Origin of the sequence: Mycobacterium sp. B14F4 (assembly GCF_039871645.1) — a bacterium.
Lineage (GTDB): Bacteria > Actinomycetota > Actinomycetes > Mycobacteriales > Mycobacteriaceae > Mycobacterium.
Window position 1 is genome coordinate 41,042 of the sequence record NZ_JBDPMF010000006.1, and the last position, 17,036, is coordinate 58,077.

The window sequence follows — 17,036 nt, forward strand, 5'->3', positions numbered from 1 at the left end:
TGACTGCAGTCAATCACACTCGTGGTCGGCAATCCAGCTATCGTGGTCACATGGCAGTGGTGGACAAGCCGTCGGCGCGTGAGACGAAACGCTTGCAGACGCGGGAGCGACTGATGGGAGCTGCGATCGCCGAGTTCAAGCGGGGCGGTATCGCGGCGGCCGATGTCGGCGCCATCGTGACGGCGGCGGGAGTTGCCCACGGTACGTTCTTCTTCCATTTTCCGACCAAGGAACACGTGCTGCTGGAGTTGGAGCACCGCGAAGAGGAACGCATCGCCAAACAACTCGGTCGATACGTCGACGAGACCCGTGATCTCGAATCCATTCTCAAGGAGGCGGTTCGACTCGTGCTGGGCCTGGAACGCCGCCTCGGGTCCGTGCTGTTCAAGGATTTCCTCGCGTTGCACTTCTCGCAGACTCGGCCCGTCGACGAAAGCACCGAACATCCGGTCATCGTCAGAGTCGCTGCGGAGATCGAACGAGCGCAGCAGCGCGGCGAGGTCGCCGCGGACGTGAATCCGATGAACAGCGCGGTGTTCTTCCTGCTCGGCCTCTACGCGTTGTTGACCACCACTCACAACTGGCCGACACAACCCACGATGCTAGACGACTACGTCGCCAGGACACTGCGCGGCATCGAGGCTCGCTGACTGGATTGACTGAGGTCAGTTTTCTTGGGATGCTCGGGGCGCCGATTCCCAGGAGGGTGCCTTGACTCTGCCCACGTTCCCCGCCGCCGGCAGTGGCCTGGACGATCACATGGAGCGCTCGCGGCTGGCGCAGCGCCAAGCCGACAAGTGGCTCATCTGCGGCAGCCTACTCATCGGCACCGCGGCGCTCGGCATCTTCGGGCTGCCGCTGTTCCTGCGGGGGGTGTGGCTGCTTCGCAAGGCGCAGCGAGAAGGGCTGTCGGTACGCCCGATGATCGTCACGCTGATCGGCTATCTGGTGATCATCGACGCCGCGATCAACACCGTGGGCTGGGCACTCGACCTTGTCGCCAACCACACCATTCTGGCTCGAATCCTGTTGAACGGCTGGGGCGCGATGTTCGACGCCGGCTACTTCTGGCACTACAACGAGCTGTGGTTGGGAGGCGCGGCCGGTCCGGGCGAGAAGGCGATGGAGGTCGGCATGATCCTCACCGTCTTCACGATGCGGATCGCCGCGGGCATCGGGTTCCTGCAGATGAAGCGCTGGGGTCATCAGTGGATGATCGTCACCTGCTGGATGGGTGTGGTCATCTGGTGCCTCTATGTGTTCAACATGACGATGTACGCCGACGTGCGGTATGCCGGCACCATCTTCCCCGTCGTCGGCTGGTGGCTCTACGACATCTTCTACATCACGCCTTTCCTGGCCATCCCCTACCTGCACACGGTCAACCGCGAGATCTTCTCCGACTGACTTAGCTCATTGACTGAAGTCAGTAAATGGTGCTACAACAGTCACATCATGACGGTTCAGGTCAAGTCGTCAACGCGCGAAGAACGCCGGAGACAGACGCGGGAACGCATACTCGGCGCGGCGATCACCGAGTTCAAGCGTGCGGGCATGGCCGGTGCCGACGTGGGTGCCATCGTGACCGCCGCCGGTGTTGCGCACGGGACGTTCTACTTTCACTTCCCCAGCAAGGAGCACGTGCTGCTGGAGCTGGAATCCCGCGAAGAGGCCCGTGTCGCTGCGGAATTCGCGACGTTCCTGGTCTCGGCCCACGAGCTTGTCGGCGCGCTGGCGGAGGTTGTCCGGCTGGTGACGGGCCTGGAGGAGCGGTTCGGACCGTTGCTGTTCAAGGAGATCCTGGCGCAGCACTTCTCGCCGACCCGCCCACATCGGGACGAGTGGACCGACCACCCCGTGATCGTGTTGCTCGTGCGCGAGATCGAGCGGGCCCGGTCCGACGGTGCCATCCACCCGGAAGTCGACGCGTTCTACAGCGCCACGTTCTTCCTTCTGGGTATCTACGGAGTGCTGACCACCACCGACGACACCGATACCCGGAACACGATGCTGGCCGAACTGGTCGCGTCGGCCGTTCGAGGTCTCGAGATCCGATGACCGACAATCCGCCAGCAAGGAGGTCACACTAGTGGACTGGATCTGGGAGATCCTTCGATACGTCGCCGCGTGGGGCGGGACGGGCCTGATCATCTGGTTCTGGTACTGGATGTTCTCCAACATCGGAACCTTCTGAGCGGCCCCCGAGATCGATGACTGAACTCTCCGATACACACGCTATGGCGGTCGAGCGCAGTTGCGCGGTGACGGCTGTTGCGTTGAGCGGGCAACGGCGCGAGGGCGTTCGACTCCTCACCGGTGCCGATCGCGAGTTCAGTCTGAGCGCGGCATTGGACTTCGTGTACGTGCCCTACCCGTTGGGCCGCGAGTGGACCCGCCGGACCCTCACTTGCGGTGTGGCACTGCAATGCGCGCCGTCGAAGGACAGGATCGTCGAGTACCGGCTGAACGAGTTGTCGGCGCGCGAACTTCGCGCGCTGACGATCGTCGAGGCCCACGTCGCCCTCGGTTGGGTTGCCGAGCGCTGGCCGGGGTTGATGTCGGAGATCCGCCGCATCCTGGGTGCTCCCGAGGTGCTCGACGGCGACCTTGATGCGCCGGCGATGCTCGATCAGGCGATCGCCTTGGCGCGTACCGGGCAACCACTGACCGTCCATCCCCTGTTCGGCGGGCTGCCGCTGGCGTATACCGCTCCGCAGGGCGTGGCCGACAAGCTAAGGCGCACGCTCGGCAGGATGCCGTGGACGACATCGCAGAAACGGATGCCGCGGCCCTACTCGATCCCTGTCGGCGGCGACGGCGGCATCCGCAATCCCAACCTGCCGCCGCCGAGTCGGCCCCAGGACAATGATCTCGACATCACCCCCGACCACCGGCCCGGCGTCCCCTACCCGGAGTGGAACGCATGGACCAAGAGTTTCATGCGCGACCACGTCGCCGTCCTGGAGAAGACGCACGCGTCGCGCACCCGGGAGCCCGAATCGGCATCGACCGAGCTGCGGAAGTGGTTCTCCGAGCACACCCACCGGGCGATGAGGAACAGGATGGAGGACGGCTCCGATCTGGACGTCGATCAGTACGTCAACCACTACATCGACCTCGCCACCGGCGAGGCGATCGAGCCGCGCATCTTCCGTGACCTCCTGCCGAGCAGCAGGGACGTCACCACGGCCCTGCTGCTGGACGGTAGCTCGTCGCTCGGCGTCCACGGTGGGCGGATCTTCAAGCTCGAATTGGCCTGCGCAGACGCGCTTTCGCGAGCGATGACGCTCGCCCGTGAGCGGCACGGCATCTTCGTGTTCACCGGTAACACCCGCCACCGCGTCGAAGTCAGCTGTCTGAAGGACTTCGAGGACCGCCGGTTCGTGCCCCCCGGCCGCCTCGGTCTGTCCACCGGCGGATACACCCGGCTCGGCGCACCGTTGCGCCACCTGACGTCTCGGCTGCTGGCGCAACCGTCCGAGCGCCGACTGCTCATCGTGATCGGCGACGGCCTGATCTCCGACGAGGGCTACGAAGGCCGCTACGCCTGGGCCGACGCCGCGCACGCCGTCGAGGAGGCCGACGACGCGGGCGTGAGCATCTACTACGTCGGCGTGGGGCCCACCCGTGTCGACCCGCTGCCGGAGGTGTTCGGGCCCCGCCGTTCTCAACGAATCCGACGAGTCGAGGAGCTTCCGCGAGTGCTTGCCCATGTCCATCGCGAGCTGGTGGCCGCATGAGCGACGCCGGCGAGCGAATGATCGGCTCCGACTACTACGCGAACGCCAACGAGGTCCAGCTGTTCGAGCAGGCGTACCACCAGCGCCTGCCCGTGATGCTCACCGGACCGACGGGCTGCGGCAAGACCCGCCTCGTCGAACACATGGGCGTCCTGCTGCAGCGGCCGGTCGTGACCATCAGCTGCCACGACGACCTGACGAGTTCCGATCTGGTCGGCCGGTTCATGGTCACGAGCGGCGACGTCGTGTGGACCGACGGGCCACTCACCCGGGCTGTGAAGGCCGGCGCCATCTGTTATCTCGACGAGGTGGTGGAGGCACGCCACGACTCGCTGGCCATCCTTCACTCGCTGACCGATCACCGCCGCGCACTCTTTCTGGACCGGGCGGGCGAAGTCGTTCATGCGCCGGAGACGTTCATGCTCGTCTGCTCGTACAACCCCGCCTACCGAAGCTCGCTCAAGGAACTCAAACCGTCCTTCCGCCAGCGCTTCGTCACGCTACCCATGAGATATCTGCCGCCCGAACGCGAGGCCGAGGTGATCGTCGCCGAAGCCGGTGTCGAGGAGGCGACCGCTACCCGGCTCGTGCAATGCGCCACCGCGATCCGCACCGCTGACGAGGCGTTCCACTTCGAGCCGCCATCCACCCGCGTGCTGGTGACCGCCGCGCAGTTGATCGTCGCCGGGGCAACCGAATTGGAGGCCGCCGAGGCCTGCATTCTCGCACCGCTGTCGACCGACGGTGCGATCACCGACGGTCTGCGTGAAGTCGCCGTCGCCAGCCTGGCCGCCGACAGCTCGAGCACATCCGGTTAGGAAGGAGCCCAGGACATGGATCAGAAAGAGCGGAAGCGCAAGAAGGCGCTCATCATCCTCCAAGTCGTCATCTACGGCTACCTGCTCGCGATGTTCGGCATCCAGCTCTACATGTCGTTCGCCCGCGGCTGGTGGGAGTTGTGAATCTGCCTCTGCTGCACCGCCGTTCGAGGCAGCAGGCGGCCCTGGGACCGTCGGTCGGCCTCGAGGAACACCACGAAGAATCGCGTCTCGCGCAACGCCGGGCAGACAAGTGGATGATCGTCGGCGCCGCTTTGATGGGGATGTGGGCACCGGGCCTCATCGGCTTCCCCATCTTCATGCGAGGAGTCTGGCTGCAACGTCAAGCATTACGTGCCGGACTCTCGGTCCGCCCGATGATCGTCACCCTGATCGGCTACCTGGTGTTGATCGACGGGATGCTCAACAGCCTCGGCTGGGCACTGGATCTCGTCGCCAACCACACGTTGATCAATCGTGTACTGATGGTGGGCTGGGGCGCCATGTTCGACGCCGGCTACTTCTGGCACTACAACGAACTGTGGATCGGGGGCGCCGCCGGGCCCGGAGAGAAATCCATGGTGTTCGGGATGATCCTCACGGTCTTCGCGATGCGGTGCGCCGCGGCGATCGGGTTCCTGCAGATGAAGCGCTGGGGCCATCAGTGGATGATCGTCACCTGCTGGATGGGCGTGCTCATCTGGTGCCTGTATGTGTTCAACATGACGATGTACGCGGACGTGCGTTACGCCGGCGTCGTCTTCCCCGTCATCGGTTGGTGGCTCTACGACATCTTCTACATCACCCCGTTCCTCGCCATCCCGTATCTCCACACGGTCAACCGCGAAATCTTCTCCGACTGAACGAGTTCAAGGAGCCCGACCATGACGTCCACACCCGACACCGTTGAAGAACCGAAGGCCGAAGATCTGCCGCCGGGCACCACGCCGTACTACGCCCGCATGCACCGCTACATCAAGCGTGCGGTGCTGGTGTGTCTGGTCGCGCTGGTCATCGAGGGGGCCTTCACGCTGCCGTTCATGGCGGTGTACTACGGCTATCCGACGCTGAGCCTCACCGAGATCTGCAGCGAACTACTCAAGGTGCGCTACTCCGACGACACCCTCGAGTGCAAGGTCCCGTACCCGCCGCTCGGACCGCCCGAGGGTGCCGAGGGCAAGGACACCGCACAGGACGAGTGGGGCATCCAACCGGTGCCCAAGTACCACCGCCTCGGGTTCCGCGAGTTGGTCCGCATCCACCAGGAGAGGGAGGAAAGGGAGGAACGGGAAGCGACGGGCCAGCAGCAAGGTGCGCAGTCCCCGTGACCAAGTCACTCGAGGAGCATGCGCAGAACTGGGACCTGCGTCACGAGGACTTCGGTGACAACGACTTCCTCTACGACGTCTACTCGGTGATGCGGCGAAAGGCGCCGTTCGCCCACACCGACTCGCCATTCCTGTCCGCCACCCCCGGCGGTGCGTGGGTGGCGACGCGGTACGACGAGTGCTACCGGATATTGCAGGATTGGCAACACTTCTCGAGCAACCCGACGCCCGAAGGCGCCGAGCAGCTCGCCGGCGATCTGGTGATCACCATGGATCCACCCCGCCAGCAGAGCTTCCGGAAGGTCCTCAACCCGTATTTCTCGCCGGCGCGCATGAAGGCGCTGCGACCGCAGATCCGTGCGGAGACCGATCGCCTGATCGACACCTTCATCGAACGCGGGGCCGGTGATCTCGCCCAGGTGGCGTGGCGGCAGCCCGGCATCGTCTTCTTCAAGTACCTGCTCGGTATGCCGATCGACGATGTCCCGTTGTGCATCGAGCTGACCGACACGGCGCTCAACGGCGACACCGAGGACGCCCGGATGGGGGCCTGGGGTGCGCTGTATGCGCACCTGTTCGACGCCGTGTCGGCCAGGACCACCGGGTCCCCGCGCGACGACATGATCGACGTGCTGCTCAACGCCGAGATCGAAGGGGAGAAACTGCCGTTCGAGATGGTCGTCGCCAACGCCATGCTGTTGGTGCAGGCCGGGCTCGAGACCACCGCGAGCGCGATGTCGTTCGCATTCCACTATCTGGCAGCCCATTCCGGTGACCGCGACCGGCTCATCGACGAACCGGAGATCCTGCCGAGAGCCGTGGAGGAGTTCATCCGGTTCGCCGGTTCCATCCACGGGATCCCCCGCACGGTCGCCGGCGAGGTGGAGATGAGCGGGCACACCTTCTGCCCCGGTGAGTCGGTAATCGTCAACTACGCCTCGGCCAACCGCGACGCACAACAGTTTCCCGACCCCGACCGCTGCGTCCTCGATCGACAGGCGAATCGGCACCTCGGCTTCGGAGCGGGCGTACACCGGTGCCTCGGCTCGAATCTGGCCCGCCTCGAGTTCAGCGTCGGCCTGGAACGGGTGTTGTCGAGAATGCCCGACTACGCGCTGGTGCCCGATGCCGACGCCGCCTTCCACGGCAACTCGGTCACGCGCGGATACCGCACCATCCCAGTGGTGTTCACCCCGGGCGAGCGGCGCACATGACCTACCGAATCGTTCAATGGACCACCGGCAACGTCGGAACGAAGTCGGTGCATGCGATCGTCGAGAACTCCCAACTCGAACTCGTCGGGTGTTACGCGTGGTCGCCGGACAAGGTCGGCCGCGATGTCGGTGAGCTGTGCGGCATCGGGCCGCTCGGGGTGACGGCCACCGACGACGTCGACGCGTTGCTGGCGCTCGCACCGGACTGTGTCGTCTACAACGCGATGTTCGCCGACGTCGACGACCTAATCCGGATATTGGGTGCCGGCGTCAACGTGGTGACCACCTCGGAGTTCATCACCGGCCACCGCCTCGGCTCCGGGCGCGACCGAATCGCCGAGGCCTGCGAGCGAGGAGGTTCGACCATCTTCGGCAGCGGCCTCAACCCGGGCTTCATCGAGCTGTTCGCGATCGTCACGGCCGGGATCTCGGATCGGGTCACGCGGGTGTCGATCGTCGAGTCGTTCGACACCACCATCTACAACTCACCCGAGACCGAGAAGATCATGGGGTTCGGATATCCGATCGATCATCCGGGACTACTGGGCGTGACCGAACAGGGTTCGGGAATCTTCCGCGAGGCGGTCCTCGTCGTCGCCGACGCCCTTGGCGTCGAACTCGACGACGTACGGTGTGCCGCCGAGTACGCGCAGACCACCGAAGACCTGCAGCTGCCCGGCGACTGGATCATCGAAAAGGGTTGCGTGGCAGGCATCGACGTGCGGTGGACGGGCTACCGGGGCGACCGGCAGATCGTGGAGGTCCGGGGCATCTGGACCAAGGGCCAGTCGCTGGAGCCCGCGTGGACGATGAACTTCGGCTACACCGTCACTGTCGAAGGGCGCCCGACGATCAAGACGACGCTGAGCTTCGAGCCGCCGCCCGACTTCGTTGCCGAGACCATCGAGGACTACATCCTGCTCGGCCTGACCATCACCGCCGTGCCGGCGATCACCGCGATACCGGCCGTAGTCGCGGCACCGCCCGGCATCGCGACCTACACCGACCTGCCGCTGCTACTGCCCCGAGGTGTGGTCAATGCCTGAGCCCGAGAAGACCTACCGCATCATCCAGTGGATGACCGGCGACGTCGGACAGGTCGGAGTGCGCCACTTCGCCGACAATCCGGTGTACGACCTCGTCGGCGTGCTGGTGCACAGCACGGACAAGGTCGGTAGGGACGCCGGGGAGATCGCGGGCATCGCCCCGACCGGTGTCATCGCGACGGACGACATCGAGGCCGTCGTCGCGATCGACGCCGACTGCGTGTTCTACACACCGGTCATCATGGACACCGAAACGGTCTGCCGGTTGCTGCGCTCGGGCAAGAACGTCGTGACGACAAGCGGATTCTTCTACCCGACACCGGACTTCGCCGCCGACGGTGACAAGATCCGCGCCGCCTGCCGAGACGGCGGCACATCGTTTCACGCCGGCGGCATCCATCCCGGCTACGCGGGCGACATTCTTCCGCTCACGCTGGCCAGGGTGGTGAGCAGGATCGACAAGATCGTGGTCGAGGAGGTCGTCAATGTGCTCGCCGACGCACCTCTGGACCACATCGACTGGCTCGGCTTCGGCAAGGACAGGGATGCGTTCCTCACCGAGCCAACCATTCTCGGGCTCGGCGTGCCGTTCTTCGCGCAGTCGATGCACATGATCGCCGACGGCCTCGGAGTGACGATCGATGAGGTGGTCGCCGCGGAGGTCAGGGCCGCCGTCGCCACCGAGGACATTCCGCATGAGCTTGGGGTGATCCCCGGCGGCACCGTTGCCGCGCAACGACACGAGTGGACCGCACGGGTCGACGGCCGACCGCTCATCGTCTTTCACGCGATCTACACGACCACGACACCCGACAAGCTCGAACCGGCGTGGGAGTTGGGCAAGACCCGGTACCGGATCGCCATCGAGGGAGACCCGGCAACCGAACTCATACTGCAGGGCGTCGAACGACCCGACGGATCGATGGCCCATCCCGGATACGACTGGACCGCGATGGGTGCGATCAACGCGATCCCCGACGTGTGCGACGCGGCACCGGGATGGCTCACCCACTTGGATCTCGGGCTCGTCAGACCCCGCGGCCTGGTGCGCACATGACCCAGGACCGTTCGCAGCTGCATCACGTCGTCTTCGCGGTGGCCCGGGAGCGCCAGGCGACGGTCACGCAGATGTTCACCGAGCTCGGCTTTCACTTCAACAGCACAGAGCTCACCGAACTCGGCGTCAACGTGTACCTCGACTGGGACGGAGGACTCGAGCTGATCAGCCCCATCGCGGGCTCGACCGCCGAGGTGGCCACGTCGGTCACCGGCTTCCTCGACCGCAACGGCGACGGGGTGTACACGGTGGTGTTGCGCGTCCCCGAGGCGTCGGCCGCCGAATCGGTGACCGGTCGGTACGGATCGACGACGCGCTTCCGGCAGAGCTTCTCGGGTGAGGGTTCCTACCTCGACGAGGTCGAGTTGTCGGTGTCCGGAATTCCGCTGACCTTCCTGTCGACGAACGTCTCATGACCGAACCGATGACGAATGTGCCGCACGTCCTCTACGAGGACCTGCCGATGTCACGGGACCGCGGCGCGGGGTGGGCCAAGCTGCGGGCGCTCGGCCCGGTGCTGCAGGGCGACGGTTGGTTTTACCTGACGAGACGCGAGGATGTGCTTGCGGCACTGCGTGATCCGGACACCTTCTCATCCGGGATCGCCTACGACGACATGATCAGCCCGGTGCCGTTGGTGCCCCTCGGGTTCGATCCGCCCGAGCACACGCGCTATCGCAGGATCCTGCACCCCTACTTCAGCCCGCAGACCCTCGGCTCGCTGTTGCCCTCGCTGCAGGCGCAGGCGATCGACATCATCGAGAGCATCGCGGGCCGCGACGAGTGCGAGGTGATGGCCGACCTGGCAACGCCGTACCCCTCGCAGGTGTTCCTCACATTATTCGGTCTGCCGCTGCAGGACAGGGAGCGCCTCATCGCGTGGAAGGACGCGATCATCGCGTTCAGCCTGACCACGGATCCCGACAGCGTCGACCTCACCCCGGCGGTGGAGCTGTACACCTATCTCACCGAAGCCGTCGAGAGCCAACGGCGGCAACCACAGGAGGGAATGCTCTCGCAACTTCTGCACGGTGACGACCCGTTGAACGACGCCGAAGCGACGGGGCTGTCGCTGGTCTTCGTCCTCGCCGGCCTGGACACCGTCACCGCGACCATCGGTACAAGCATGCTGGAGCTGGCCCGGCGCCCCGAGTTGCGTCGCGCGCTGCGAGGAAACACCGACGGCATAGCCGTTTTCGTCGAGGAGATGGTTCGGCTCGAACCGGCGGCGCCCATCGTCGGGCGGGTGACCACCCGCCCGGTGACCCTCGCAGGCGTCACCCTGCCCGCCGGTGCGCAGGTCCGGCTGTGCCTGGGTGCGGTCAACCGCGACGGCAGCGACGCGACATCGACCGACGACATCGTACTGGACGGAAAGCTGCATAAACACTGGGGATTCGGCGGTGGTCCGCACCGCTGCCTCGGTTCACACCTCGCTCGGATGGAACTGAAGCTCATCGTCACCGAATGGCTGGCGCGGATCCCGGAGTTCGAAGTGTCGCCCGGCTACACCCCCGAGATCACGTGGCCATCGGCGACCTGCACGTTACCGGCGTTGCCGCTGAGAATCCTCGAACGCAGCACCGTAGAGGGGGTCACGTGAGTATCGACACCGCCAGACCCAGCGTCTTCGAAGCGGGGCTGCCCACGCTCGACTACGACTTCACGTCGACCCCGCAGCAGATCTATCCGCAATTCCTGGCGGCCCAGGAGCAGGCCCCGATAGCGCTGGGACCGATTGGCCCCGAGATCCTTTCGTACGACCTTGCTCGAGCCGTGTTGCGCGACCCGCGATTCGTCATCCCGCCGGGTATCCATCTGTCGGCGCACGGCATCACCGATGGGCCCCTGTGGGACCGGGTGACCCGCAGCATTCTCAACATGGAAGGCGAGGAACACCGGCGGCTGCGTGGCCTGGTGTCGCGGGCGTTCACGCCCCGGGCGACGGCTCGCATGGACAGCACCATCCACACGGTGATCAACGAACTGATCGACCGTGTAACCACCGCCGGCCGTTGCGAATTCGTCGCCGACATCGCTCGGCCGTATCCGATACCGGTCATCTGCGCGCTAATCGGTGCGCCGCGCGAGGACTGGCAGCAGTTCTCGCGCTGGGCCGAGGACATCTTCAAGATCGTCAGCTTCGACTGCGACCTCGCCCAGGAGCAGGCCGCCGTCCTGAACGCGTGGGGCGAGTTCGACGACTACATCGACGACATGATCGCGCACCGGCGCCGGCACCTGACCGACGACCTGCTGAGCGAGCTGATCCGTATCGAGGACGACGGCGACCGACTCGACGCCGGCGAGCTGCGGATGTTGGCGTTCAGCATCCTGGTCGCGGGGACCGACACCACCCGTACGCAATTGGGCGCCTCGATGCAGGTACTGTGCGACCATCCCGAACAGTGGAGGCGGCTGCGCGATAAGCCCGAACTGGCGATGCGTGCGGTCGAGGAGACCATGCGGCATTCGCCCTCGATGTGCAGCACGGTCCGCAGCGCCACCGACGACGTGACGATCGGCGGCTACGCCTTCCCGGCAGGCACGTTCATTCTCGTCAACACCTACGCCGCCAACCGCGACCCCGCCGTCTACGAGGAGCCGGCACGTTTCGACATCACGCGGGGCGATCCGCCGCCGATCCTCACCTTCGGTGGCGGTGCTCATTACTGCCTGGGCGCGAACCTGGCCCGGCGGGAACTGTCCGAGGCGTTGAAGATCATCGCGGAGCGAATGCCGAATCCACGCCTTGCCGGATCCGCGCCGTGGAGGCCGCTGCTCGGGATGAGTGGGCCGACCAGCCTGCCGGTAGAGTTCGGTTGATGCCCTACAGGATCGACCCGGCAGCCCTGCACGCCATCGCGCAGCGGGTCGTCGGATTGCCGATGGAGGGCGGCGAGCTCGTCGCGCGCGCCATCGAACTGCTGGCCGCCGAGTACCCCGACCTCATCGACCCGACTCCGGGGCGGTGGGTAGGCAGCAAGGCGGGCGGAATACTCGGCAAGGTACGGTTCCTGTACTTCAGCCCGCGCGAGTACATCGTGATCTTCGGGTCTCCGACCGGCACACAAGGATTCTCGGGCCGCTACAAGCGCGTGCAGATCCACAAGTTCCTGATGGCCGGTCGCATCGACTCCTACGACCTCGAGTCGGACGACACCACGTCGATGACGCTGCTGCCCGGCGAGCACACGTGCCTGGAGAAGGGGCACGCCAGGGGGCTGACCATCCATCCGGGTTCCTGGCACATCGAGTACGGCCGCGGGGCCGTTGCCACCACCCTGCCGTTCGCGATGGTCGACACGCTTCTGGTCTCACTGGAGTTCGAGTCGGTCCGCCGATCGACCGTCGAGTTCGCCAGGTTGGTTCGACGGCGGGCGCGACCAGGACCCGGGTAGGAAGCATACCGCGACCGCCGAGATGACCGACACTGCAACGAGATAGGCGACGATCGAATTGCTCGTCTTGGTCGCCGTGTAGAGCGCGGTGGCAATCGTCGGAGCGAACGCCGAACCCACCACCTGCGACAGCGTGTACCCGACCGACACTCCGCTGTATCGGACGTCGGGGTCGAAGGCCAGGCTGAACAGCGAACCGGTGACGCCGGCCGCGGGCGCCATCGCGAGCCCGAACACCAGCAGCAGGGCGACCCCGAACAGCACCGCGCTACCGGTGTTGATCAACGCGAACGCCGGTCCGATCGAGGCGCCCATCACGATCACGCCCGCGAGGAAGACCGGTTTGCGTCCGAGGCGGTCGGAGAGCGCACCGAACAGGGGATAGGTGACGACGGCCACGACCGCGGCCACGGCCACCGCGAAAAGCGCCTGGGTGCGGTCGATCCCGGCAACGGTCGTCCCGTACGACACCAGGTACGCCACGCAGATGTAGGCGAAGACGCCCTGGGACAGGTACGCCCCGGCGACGAGCAGGATCTGCCTCCAGTGCTTGCGGAACGCTTCGGCGATCGGCATGCGCACGACCTGCCGGCGCCGTTGCACCGCGACGAAGTCGGGGCTCTCCGAGACCGACAACCGGATCACCAACCCGATCACGATCAGCACGGCGCTGGCGACGAACGGCAGGCGCCACCCCCAGGCCAGGAACTGCTCGTCGGGCAGACGGGACACGGACCAGAACGCCAAAGTGGCGCATGCGGTCCCAGCGGGCGCACCCATCTGCGGGAACGCGCCGTACAGACCCTTGCGACCGTCGGACGCGTGCTCGACGGCCATCAAGGTGGCACCGCCCCATTCGCCGCCGACCGCGAACCCCTGCGCAAGTCGCAAGAGGGTCAACAGGATCGGCGCCGCGAGGCCGATCTGGCTGTACGTCGGCAGCAGGCCCATGAGCACCGTCGCACCGCCCATGACCAGCAGCGAATAGACGAGCATCTTCTTGCGACCGACGCGGTCGCCGAAGTGACCGAAGACCACGCCACCGAGCGGCCGGGCGACGAAGCCGACACCGAAGGTCGCGAACGACAGCAGCAGTCCCGTCGCGGGAGACACTCCGGGGAAGAACAACTTCGGAAACACCAAAGCCGCTGCGGTGCCGTAGATCAGAAAGTCGTAGAACTCGACCGTGGTGCCGATGAAGCTGGCCGTCGCCACACGCATCGGCGAGACTCGCGTTGAGACCGTCGACATGCTTCGAGTGTGCGCCGGCGGTGCGGCGCGCACCGAGCGTTCGGCGCGAATCAATGTGCGCTATGTGCGCACCAGATGCTTCAGTGGCCGCCCGGCCGTCTCGCGCATCGTCATGATGGTCGCCAAGGTGACCACTGCTGCCGCGATGACGTAGTACGCCGGTGCGATCTCGCTGCCCGTCCGATCGACGAGCCACGTCGCGACGTACGGCGCCGTGCCGCCGAAGATTGCCACCGACACGTTGTAGCCGATGGAGTAGCCGCTGGAGCGCACGCGTGTGGCGAACAGCTCCGCACCGGCGGCCAGTGACGCCGAAACGAAGACCGCCTCGATCGCCGCCAGCGCGGCGTGCGCACCAATGGCCACCACCAGCGAACCGGCGTTCAACAACAGGAACAGCGGATAGGCGAAGACCGCGAATCCGACCGCTCCGGTGATCAGCAGCGGTTTGCGTCCGATCCGGTCGGACAGTGCGCCGAGAGGAGGTATGAGCACCAACGCCAAGCAACTGGCAATGGTGATCGACACGAATGCGTTGACTTTCGAGAATTCCAGCGTCGTGGTGAAATACGTCGGCAGATACGTGAAGACGACGTAGAACCCGACGTTGTGCACCACCACGAGGCCGGCGATCTGCAGGATCGGCCGCCAGGATGTGGTGACCGCCTCCTTCAACGGTGACGCGGCGACTTCTCCTTCGTCGCGCAGGCTTTCGAACTTCGGGGTGTCGCGGAGGCGCAGCCGGATGTACAGCCCCACGACGCCCAACACACCGGCGATCAGGAACGGGACGCGCCACCCGTAGGAGTCCATCGCCGACGGGGAAAGAGCCGCCTCGAGTCCCGTGACCGTCAGCGAGCCCACCAGGAAGCCGACCACGACCGACCACACCAGGAACGAGACGATGAATCCGCGGTTGTCGTCACGCGCGTATTCGGCCAGGAAGCAGGCGCCGCTGCCGTATTCGCCGCCGGCGGAGAAGCCCTGGACGCAGCGCAGGAAAAGCAACAGCAGCGGGGCGAAGACGCCGATGGTGTCGTAGCTCGGCACCAAGCCGATCGCGACGGTCGAGGCCGACATCAGCAGGATCACCAGTGCGAGCACGCGTTGGCGACCGATCCGGTCGGCGAGGGGCCCGAAGAAGAACCCACCGAGGGGCCGCATGAAGAACGCGGCGGCGAACACCGCGAACGTGTTGAGCAGTGCCGCCGTCTCGTCACCCGACGGGAAGAACTTGTCGGCGATGTACGTCGCCAGGAACCCGTAGATGGCGAAGTCGAACCATTCGACGGTGTTGCCGATCGCCGCGCCGGTCACCGCCTTGCGGAGGACGACGGTGTCCGTGCGCCGTTCTCGGTCGGCATTCTCCGGTCTTGTCATACTCGTTTCCTGGACGTGGCCTCAGCGGGGGTGGAGAACTCCGTCGGCGACGACCGACCCCGCAGGACTTCCGATCCCTGTGCCGCCCACTGGTGTCGCTCAGCCTCGGTGGCGCGCTCGAGCGCCGCGTCGGAGCACAACACCCGCGCGTCGAAGTCCTTGGCGCGGTCGGCAAGCCGTGCCGCCTCGTTGACCGGGTCGCCGACCACGGTGTACTCGTACCGGTTCTCGGCGCCGATATTCCCGGCGAACACCGACCCCGCCGAGACGCCGATGCCGAAGTCGACTCCCAGACCGCGCAATTCGGCCACCAGCACCCGGGCTGTCACCAGTGCGGTGGTCGCCGGATCGGCAATGCGTAGCGGTGCGCCGAACACCGCGAGCGCCGCGTCACCCTGGAATTTGTTGACCAGGCCGTGTTGTTCGTCCACCGCGGCCACGACGATGCGGAAGAAGGCGTTGAGCACGTCGGCGACCTCGTGAGGTTCGTGGTCGGTGGCAAATCGCGTCGACCCCACCAGGTCGATGAACAGCACGGCGACATCGCGCTCGTCCCCGGAAAGCGACGCGTTCTCCTCGACCGCTCGGCGCACCACCTCCTCGCCGACATGGCGGCCGAACAGATCACGAAGCCTTTCGCGTTCCCGCAGTCCGGCGACCATGTTGTTGAAGCCCTTCTGCAGCAGCCCGATCTCCGACCACTCGTACACATCGACATGGTGGTCGATTCGTCCTCGCTCGACCTTCGCCATGCCGTCGATGACCTCGTGCACGGGGTCGGAGATCGAGATCGACACCAGGATCATGGCCCGCAGGCCGAGTATCACGGCGACGAGCGCCAGCACCAGGAGGGCCAACTCGATCGGGGCGGTCCGCTCGATGATCCAGCCACGTGACCGCATGACCAGCAGCGCTGCGATCGCCAAGCCCGGCAGAGCGGTACACGTGGTCCACATGAGCAGCAGCCGGGCTCGTACGCCGGGAGCGGTGAGCCGACTGAAATCCGTTGTGACCCCGGCCAGGACGGGGCGCAGTGTGCGCAGTGTGAACAGGAATCCGGTGGAGACCGTGGCGATCGTGCCGAAGAGCATGGCCGCGGCCACGACCGCCTGGGCCTCGACTCCCGCGTCGAGGTCCCAGACGACCAGCACCGCCCCGGTGAGCAGCCACGGGGCCACGGTGATCGCCGCCTGGCGTCGCAGGATCTTGAGCGTCTCCTGGCGTTCGGCATCGGTGGGCTCGCGGGCGCCCAGCCAACGCAGCGACGGGAGAATGATGATGACCGCCCCGACGGCCACCATCGCAGTGCCCACAATGATCAATGTCGCCGACACGACGACGTTCTCGGCGGTCAATCCCGTCCAGCCGGTCAGCGACAGGACGATCGCGATGACCTCGGCGACGGTCAGGACATAGGCGAACGTGAGGCCCGCTGCGTAGCGGACGAGCAGGCTGCGTGGCCTCACGCAGTGGAAGGTATCAGTCGCTGGCGGGCAGCGGCTTGGCTTCTTTGAGTGACAGGGGAGTGGTGCCGATGCTCAGCGTTCCCGCACCGGCCTTGGTCACCAAGACCTCGGCGCCGTTGTCGTCGACGTAGCGCTTGCCCATCGCGTTGCCGTCGGACAGCGCCGGGTCAAGCGTGGCGTCAGCAGACTTCGCCTCATCATCCTTGCTATCAAGCGGCACCATCGGAACGCCGCCCGCGCGCAGGTCGTCGAGGCTGTCGGCGCTGCGCACGACGATCACCTGGGTGTCGCATACCTGGCTCTGCAGGCGCGTGCCGTTCTTGATCATGTTCCGC

Annotated in this window: 19 protein-coding genes; 15 read left to right on the plus strand and 4 right to left on the minus strand. The window is 65.8% G+C overall.

Going from position 1 to position 17,036, the window contains the following annotated elements; genetic code table 11:
• Positions 1 to 50 precede the first annotated feature (50 nt).
• From ABGB19_RS17615 to ABGB19_RS17685, 15 genes are all read left to right on the plus strand, one after another.
• Positions 51 to 650: a TetR/AcrR family transcriptional regulator gene (locus tag ABGB19_RS17615; RefSeq protein ID WP_347687270.1), complete on the plus strand. Its 600-nt coding sequence runs from the start codon at positions 51 to 53 to the stop codon at positions 648 to 650.
• Between the two features lie 109 nt (positions 651 to 759).
• Positions 760 to 1,407: a hypothetical protein gene (locus ABGB19_RS17620; RefSeq protein WP_347687526.1), complete on the plus strand. Its 648-nt coding sequence runs from the start codon at positions 760 to 762 to the stop codon at positions 1,405 to 1,407.
• A gap of 48 nt (positions 1,408 to 1,455) precedes the next feature.
• On the plus strand, positions 1,456 to 2,058 hold the full coding sequence (locus tag ABGB19_RS17625; protein ID WP_347687271.1) for a TetR/AcrR family transcriptional regulator: 603 nt from the start codon (positions 1,456 to 1,458) through the stop codon (positions 2,056 to 2,058).
• A 152-nt stretch (positions 2,059 to 2,210) separates the two neighbouring features.
• Positions 2,211 to 3,740 carry a MorD protein gene (locus ABGB19_RS17630; RefSeq protein ID WP_347687272.1) on the plus strand — a complete coding sequence of 510 codons (1,530 nt, stop codon included), beginning with the start codon at positions 2,211 to 2,213 and terminating at the stop codon, positions 3,738 to 3,740.
• Positions 3,737 to 4,558 (plus strand): CbbQ/NirQ/NorQ/GpvN family protein, encoded by an 822-nt coding sequence (locus tag ABGB19_RS17635; RefSeq protein WP_347687273.1) that lies wholly within the window; start codon positions 3,737 to 3,739, stop codon positions 4,556 to 4,558. The genes ABGB19_RS17630 and ABGB19_RS17635 overlap by 4 nt, the downstream gene beginning before the upstream one ends.
• A 15-nt stretch (positions 4,559 to 4,573) precedes the next feature.
• Positions 4,574 to 4,702: a hypothetical protein gene (locus tag ABGB19_RS17640; RefSeq protein WP_347687274.1), complete on the plus strand. Its 129-nt coding sequence runs from the start codon at positions 4,574 to 4,576 to the stop codon at positions 4,700 to 4,702.
• A 2-nt stretch (positions 4,703 to 4,704) separates the two neighbouring features.
• Complete coding sequence (locus ABGB19_RS17645) at positions 4,705 to 5,421, plus strand: hypothetical protein (protein ID WP_347687527.1); 717 nt, start codon at positions 4,705 to 4,707, stop codon at positions 5,419 to 5,421.
• Between the two features lie 21 nt (positions 5,422 to 5,442).
• Positions 5,443 to 5,886, plus strand: a complete 444-nt coding sequence (locus tag ABGB19_RS17650; RefSeq protein ID WP_347687275.1) for a hypothetical protein — start codon at positions 5,443 to 5,445, stop codon at positions 5,884 to 5,886.
• Positions 5,883 to 7,100, plus strand: a complete 1,218-nt coding sequence (locus ABGB19_RS17655; protein ID WP_347687276.1) for a cytochrome P450 — start codon at positions 5,883 to 5,885, stop codon at positions 7,098 to 7,100. The genes ABGB19_RS17650 and ABGB19_RS17655 overlap by 4 nt, the downstream gene beginning before the upstream one ends.
• Positions 7,097 to 8,146, plus strand: coding sequence for a dihydrodipicolinate reductase (locus ABGB19_RS17660; protein WP_347687277.1), 1,050 nt, complete (start codon positions 7,097 to 7,099; stop codon positions 8,144 to 8,146). Before ABGB19_RS17655 ends, ABGB19_RS17660 begins: the two co-directional genes overlap by 4 nt.
• Entirely contained in the window at positions 8,139 to 9,203 is a 1,065-nt protein-coding gene (locus ABGB19_RS17665) for a dihydrodipicolinate reductase (protein ID WP_347687278.1), read from the plus strand. Before ABGB19_RS17660 ends, ABGB19_RS17665 begins: the two co-directional genes overlap by 8 nt.
• Positions 9,200 to 9,619, plus strand: a complete 420-nt coding sequence (locus ABGB19_RS17670) for a hypothetical protein (protein WP_347687279.1) — start codon at positions 9,200 to 9,202, stop codon at positions 9,617 to 9,619. The genes ABGB19_RS17665 and ABGB19_RS17670 overlap by 4 nt, the downstream gene beginning before the upstream one ends.
• On the plus strand, positions 9,616 to 10,806 hold the full coding sequence (locus ABGB19_RS17675) for a cytochrome P450 (RefSeq protein WP_347687280.1): 1,191 nt from the start codon (positions 9,616 to 9,618) through the stop codon (positions 10,804 to 10,806). The genes ABGB19_RS17670 and ABGB19_RS17675 overlap by 4 nt, the downstream gene beginning before the upstream one ends.
• Complete coding sequence (locus ABGB19_RS17680; RefSeq protein WP_347687281.1) at positions 10,803 to 12,029, plus strand: cytochrome P450; 1,227 nt, start codon at positions 10,803 to 10,805, stop codon at positions 12,027 to 12,029. The genes ABGB19_RS17675 and ABGB19_RS17680 overlap by 4 nt, the downstream gene beginning before the upstream one ends.
• Positions 12,029 to 12,604 (plus strand): isomerase, encoded by a 576-nt coding sequence (locus ABGB19_RS17685; RefSeq protein WP_347687282.1) that lies wholly within the window; start codon positions 12,029 to 12,031, stop codon positions 12,602 to 12,604. The genes ABGB19_RS17680 and ABGB19_RS17685 overlap by 1 nt, the downstream gene beginning before the upstream one ends.
• Here ABGB19_RS17685 and ABGB19_RS17690 read toward each other — a convergent pair.
• The 4 genes from ABGB19_RS17690 to ABGB19_RS17705 form a co-directional block, all read right to left on the minus strand.
• Entirely contained in the window at positions 12,521 to 13,825 is a 1,305-nt protein-coding gene (locus ABGB19_RS17690; protein ID WP_347687528.1) for an MFS transporter, read from the minus strand. The two genes, ABGB19_RS17685 and ABGB19_RS17690, sit on opposite strands and share 84 nt — an antisense overlap.
• A 90-nt stretch (positions 13,826 to 13,915) precedes the next feature.
• Positions 13,916 to 15,235 carry an MFS transporter gene (locus tag ABGB19_RS17695; protein WP_347687283.1) on the minus strand — a complete coding sequence of 440 codons (1,320 nt, stop codon included), beginning with the start codon at positions 15,233 to 15,235 and terminating at the stop codon, positions 13,916 to 13,918.
• Positions 15,232 to 16,701 (minus strand): adenylate/guanylate cyclase domain-containing protein, encoded by a 1,470-nt coding sequence (locus ABGB19_RS17700; RefSeq protein ID WP_347687284.1) that lies wholly within the window; start codon positions 16,699 to 16,701, stop codon positions 15,232 to 15,234. Before ABGB19_RS17700 ends, ABGB19_RS17695 begins: the two co-directional genes overlap by 4 nt.
• Positions 16,702 to 16,714: 13 nt before the next feature.
• Positions 16,715 to 17,029: a hypothetical protein gene (locus ABGB19_RS17705; RefSeq protein WP_347687285.1), complete on the minus strand. Its 315-nt coding sequence runs from the start codon at positions 17,027 to 17,029 to the stop codon at positions 16,715 to 16,717.
• Positions 17,030 to 17,036 lie beyond the last annotated feature (7 nt).

Coding starts and splice junctions, on each gene's coding strand:
- ABGB19_RS17615 (WP_347687270.1), top strand. CDS start 51: ATGGCAGTGGTGGACAAGCCGTCGGCGCGTGAGACGAAACGCTTGCAG.
- ABGB19_RS17620 (WP_347687526.1), top strand. CDS start 760: ATGGAGCGCTCGCGGCTGGCGCAGCGCCAAGCCGACAAGTGGCTCATC.
- ABGB19_RS17625 (WP_347687271.1), top strand. CDS start 1,456: ATGACGGTTCAGGTCAAGTCGTCAACGCGCGAAGAACGCCGGAGACAG.
- ABGB19_RS17630 (WP_347687272.1), top strand. CDS start 2,211: ATGACTGAACTCTCCGATACACACGCTATGGCGGTCGAGCGCAGTTGC.
- ABGB19_RS17635 (WP_347687273.1), top strand. CDS start 3,737: ATGAGCGACGCCGGCGAGCGAATGATCGGCTCCGACTACTACGCGAAC.
- ABGB19_RS17640 (WP_347687274.1), top strand. CDS start 4,574: ATGGATCAGAAAGAGCGGAAGCGCAAGAAGGCGCTCATCATCCTCCAA.
- ABGB19_RS17650 (WP_347687275.1), top strand. CDS start 5,443: ATGACGTCCACACCCGACACCGTTGAAGAACCGAAGGCCGAAGATCTG.
- ABGB19_RS17660 (WP_347687277.1), top strand. CDS start 7,097: ATGACCTACCGAATCGTTCAATGGACCACCGGCAACGTCGGAACGAAG.
- ABGB19_RS17665 (WP_347687278.1), top strand. CDS start 8,139: ATGCCTGAGCCCGAGAAGACCTACCGCATCATCCAGTGGATGACCGGC.
- ABGB19_RS17670 (WP_347687279.1), top strand. CDS start 9,200: ATGACCCAGGACCGTTCGCAGCTGCATCACGTCGTCTTCGCGGTGGCC.
- ABGB19_RS17675 (WP_347687280.1), top strand. CDS start 9,616: ATGACCGAACCGATGACGAATGTGCCGCACGTCCTCTACGAGGACCTG.
- ABGB19_RS17685 (WP_347687282.1), top strand. CDS start 12,029: ATGCCCTACAGGATCGACCCGGCAGCCCTGCACGCCATCGCGCAGCGG.
- ABGB19_RS17690 (WP_347687528.1), bottom strand. CDS start 13,825: ATGCGTGTGGCGACGGCCAGCTTCATCGGCACCACGGTCGAGTTCTAC.
- ABGB19_RS17695 (WP_347687283.1), bottom strand. CDS start 15,235: ATGACAAGACCGGAGAATGCCGACCGAGAACGGCGCACGGACACCGTC.
- ABGB19_RS17705 (WP_347687285.1), bottom strand. CDS start 17,029: ATGATCAAGAACGGCACGCGCCTGCAGAGCCAGGTATGCGACACCCAG.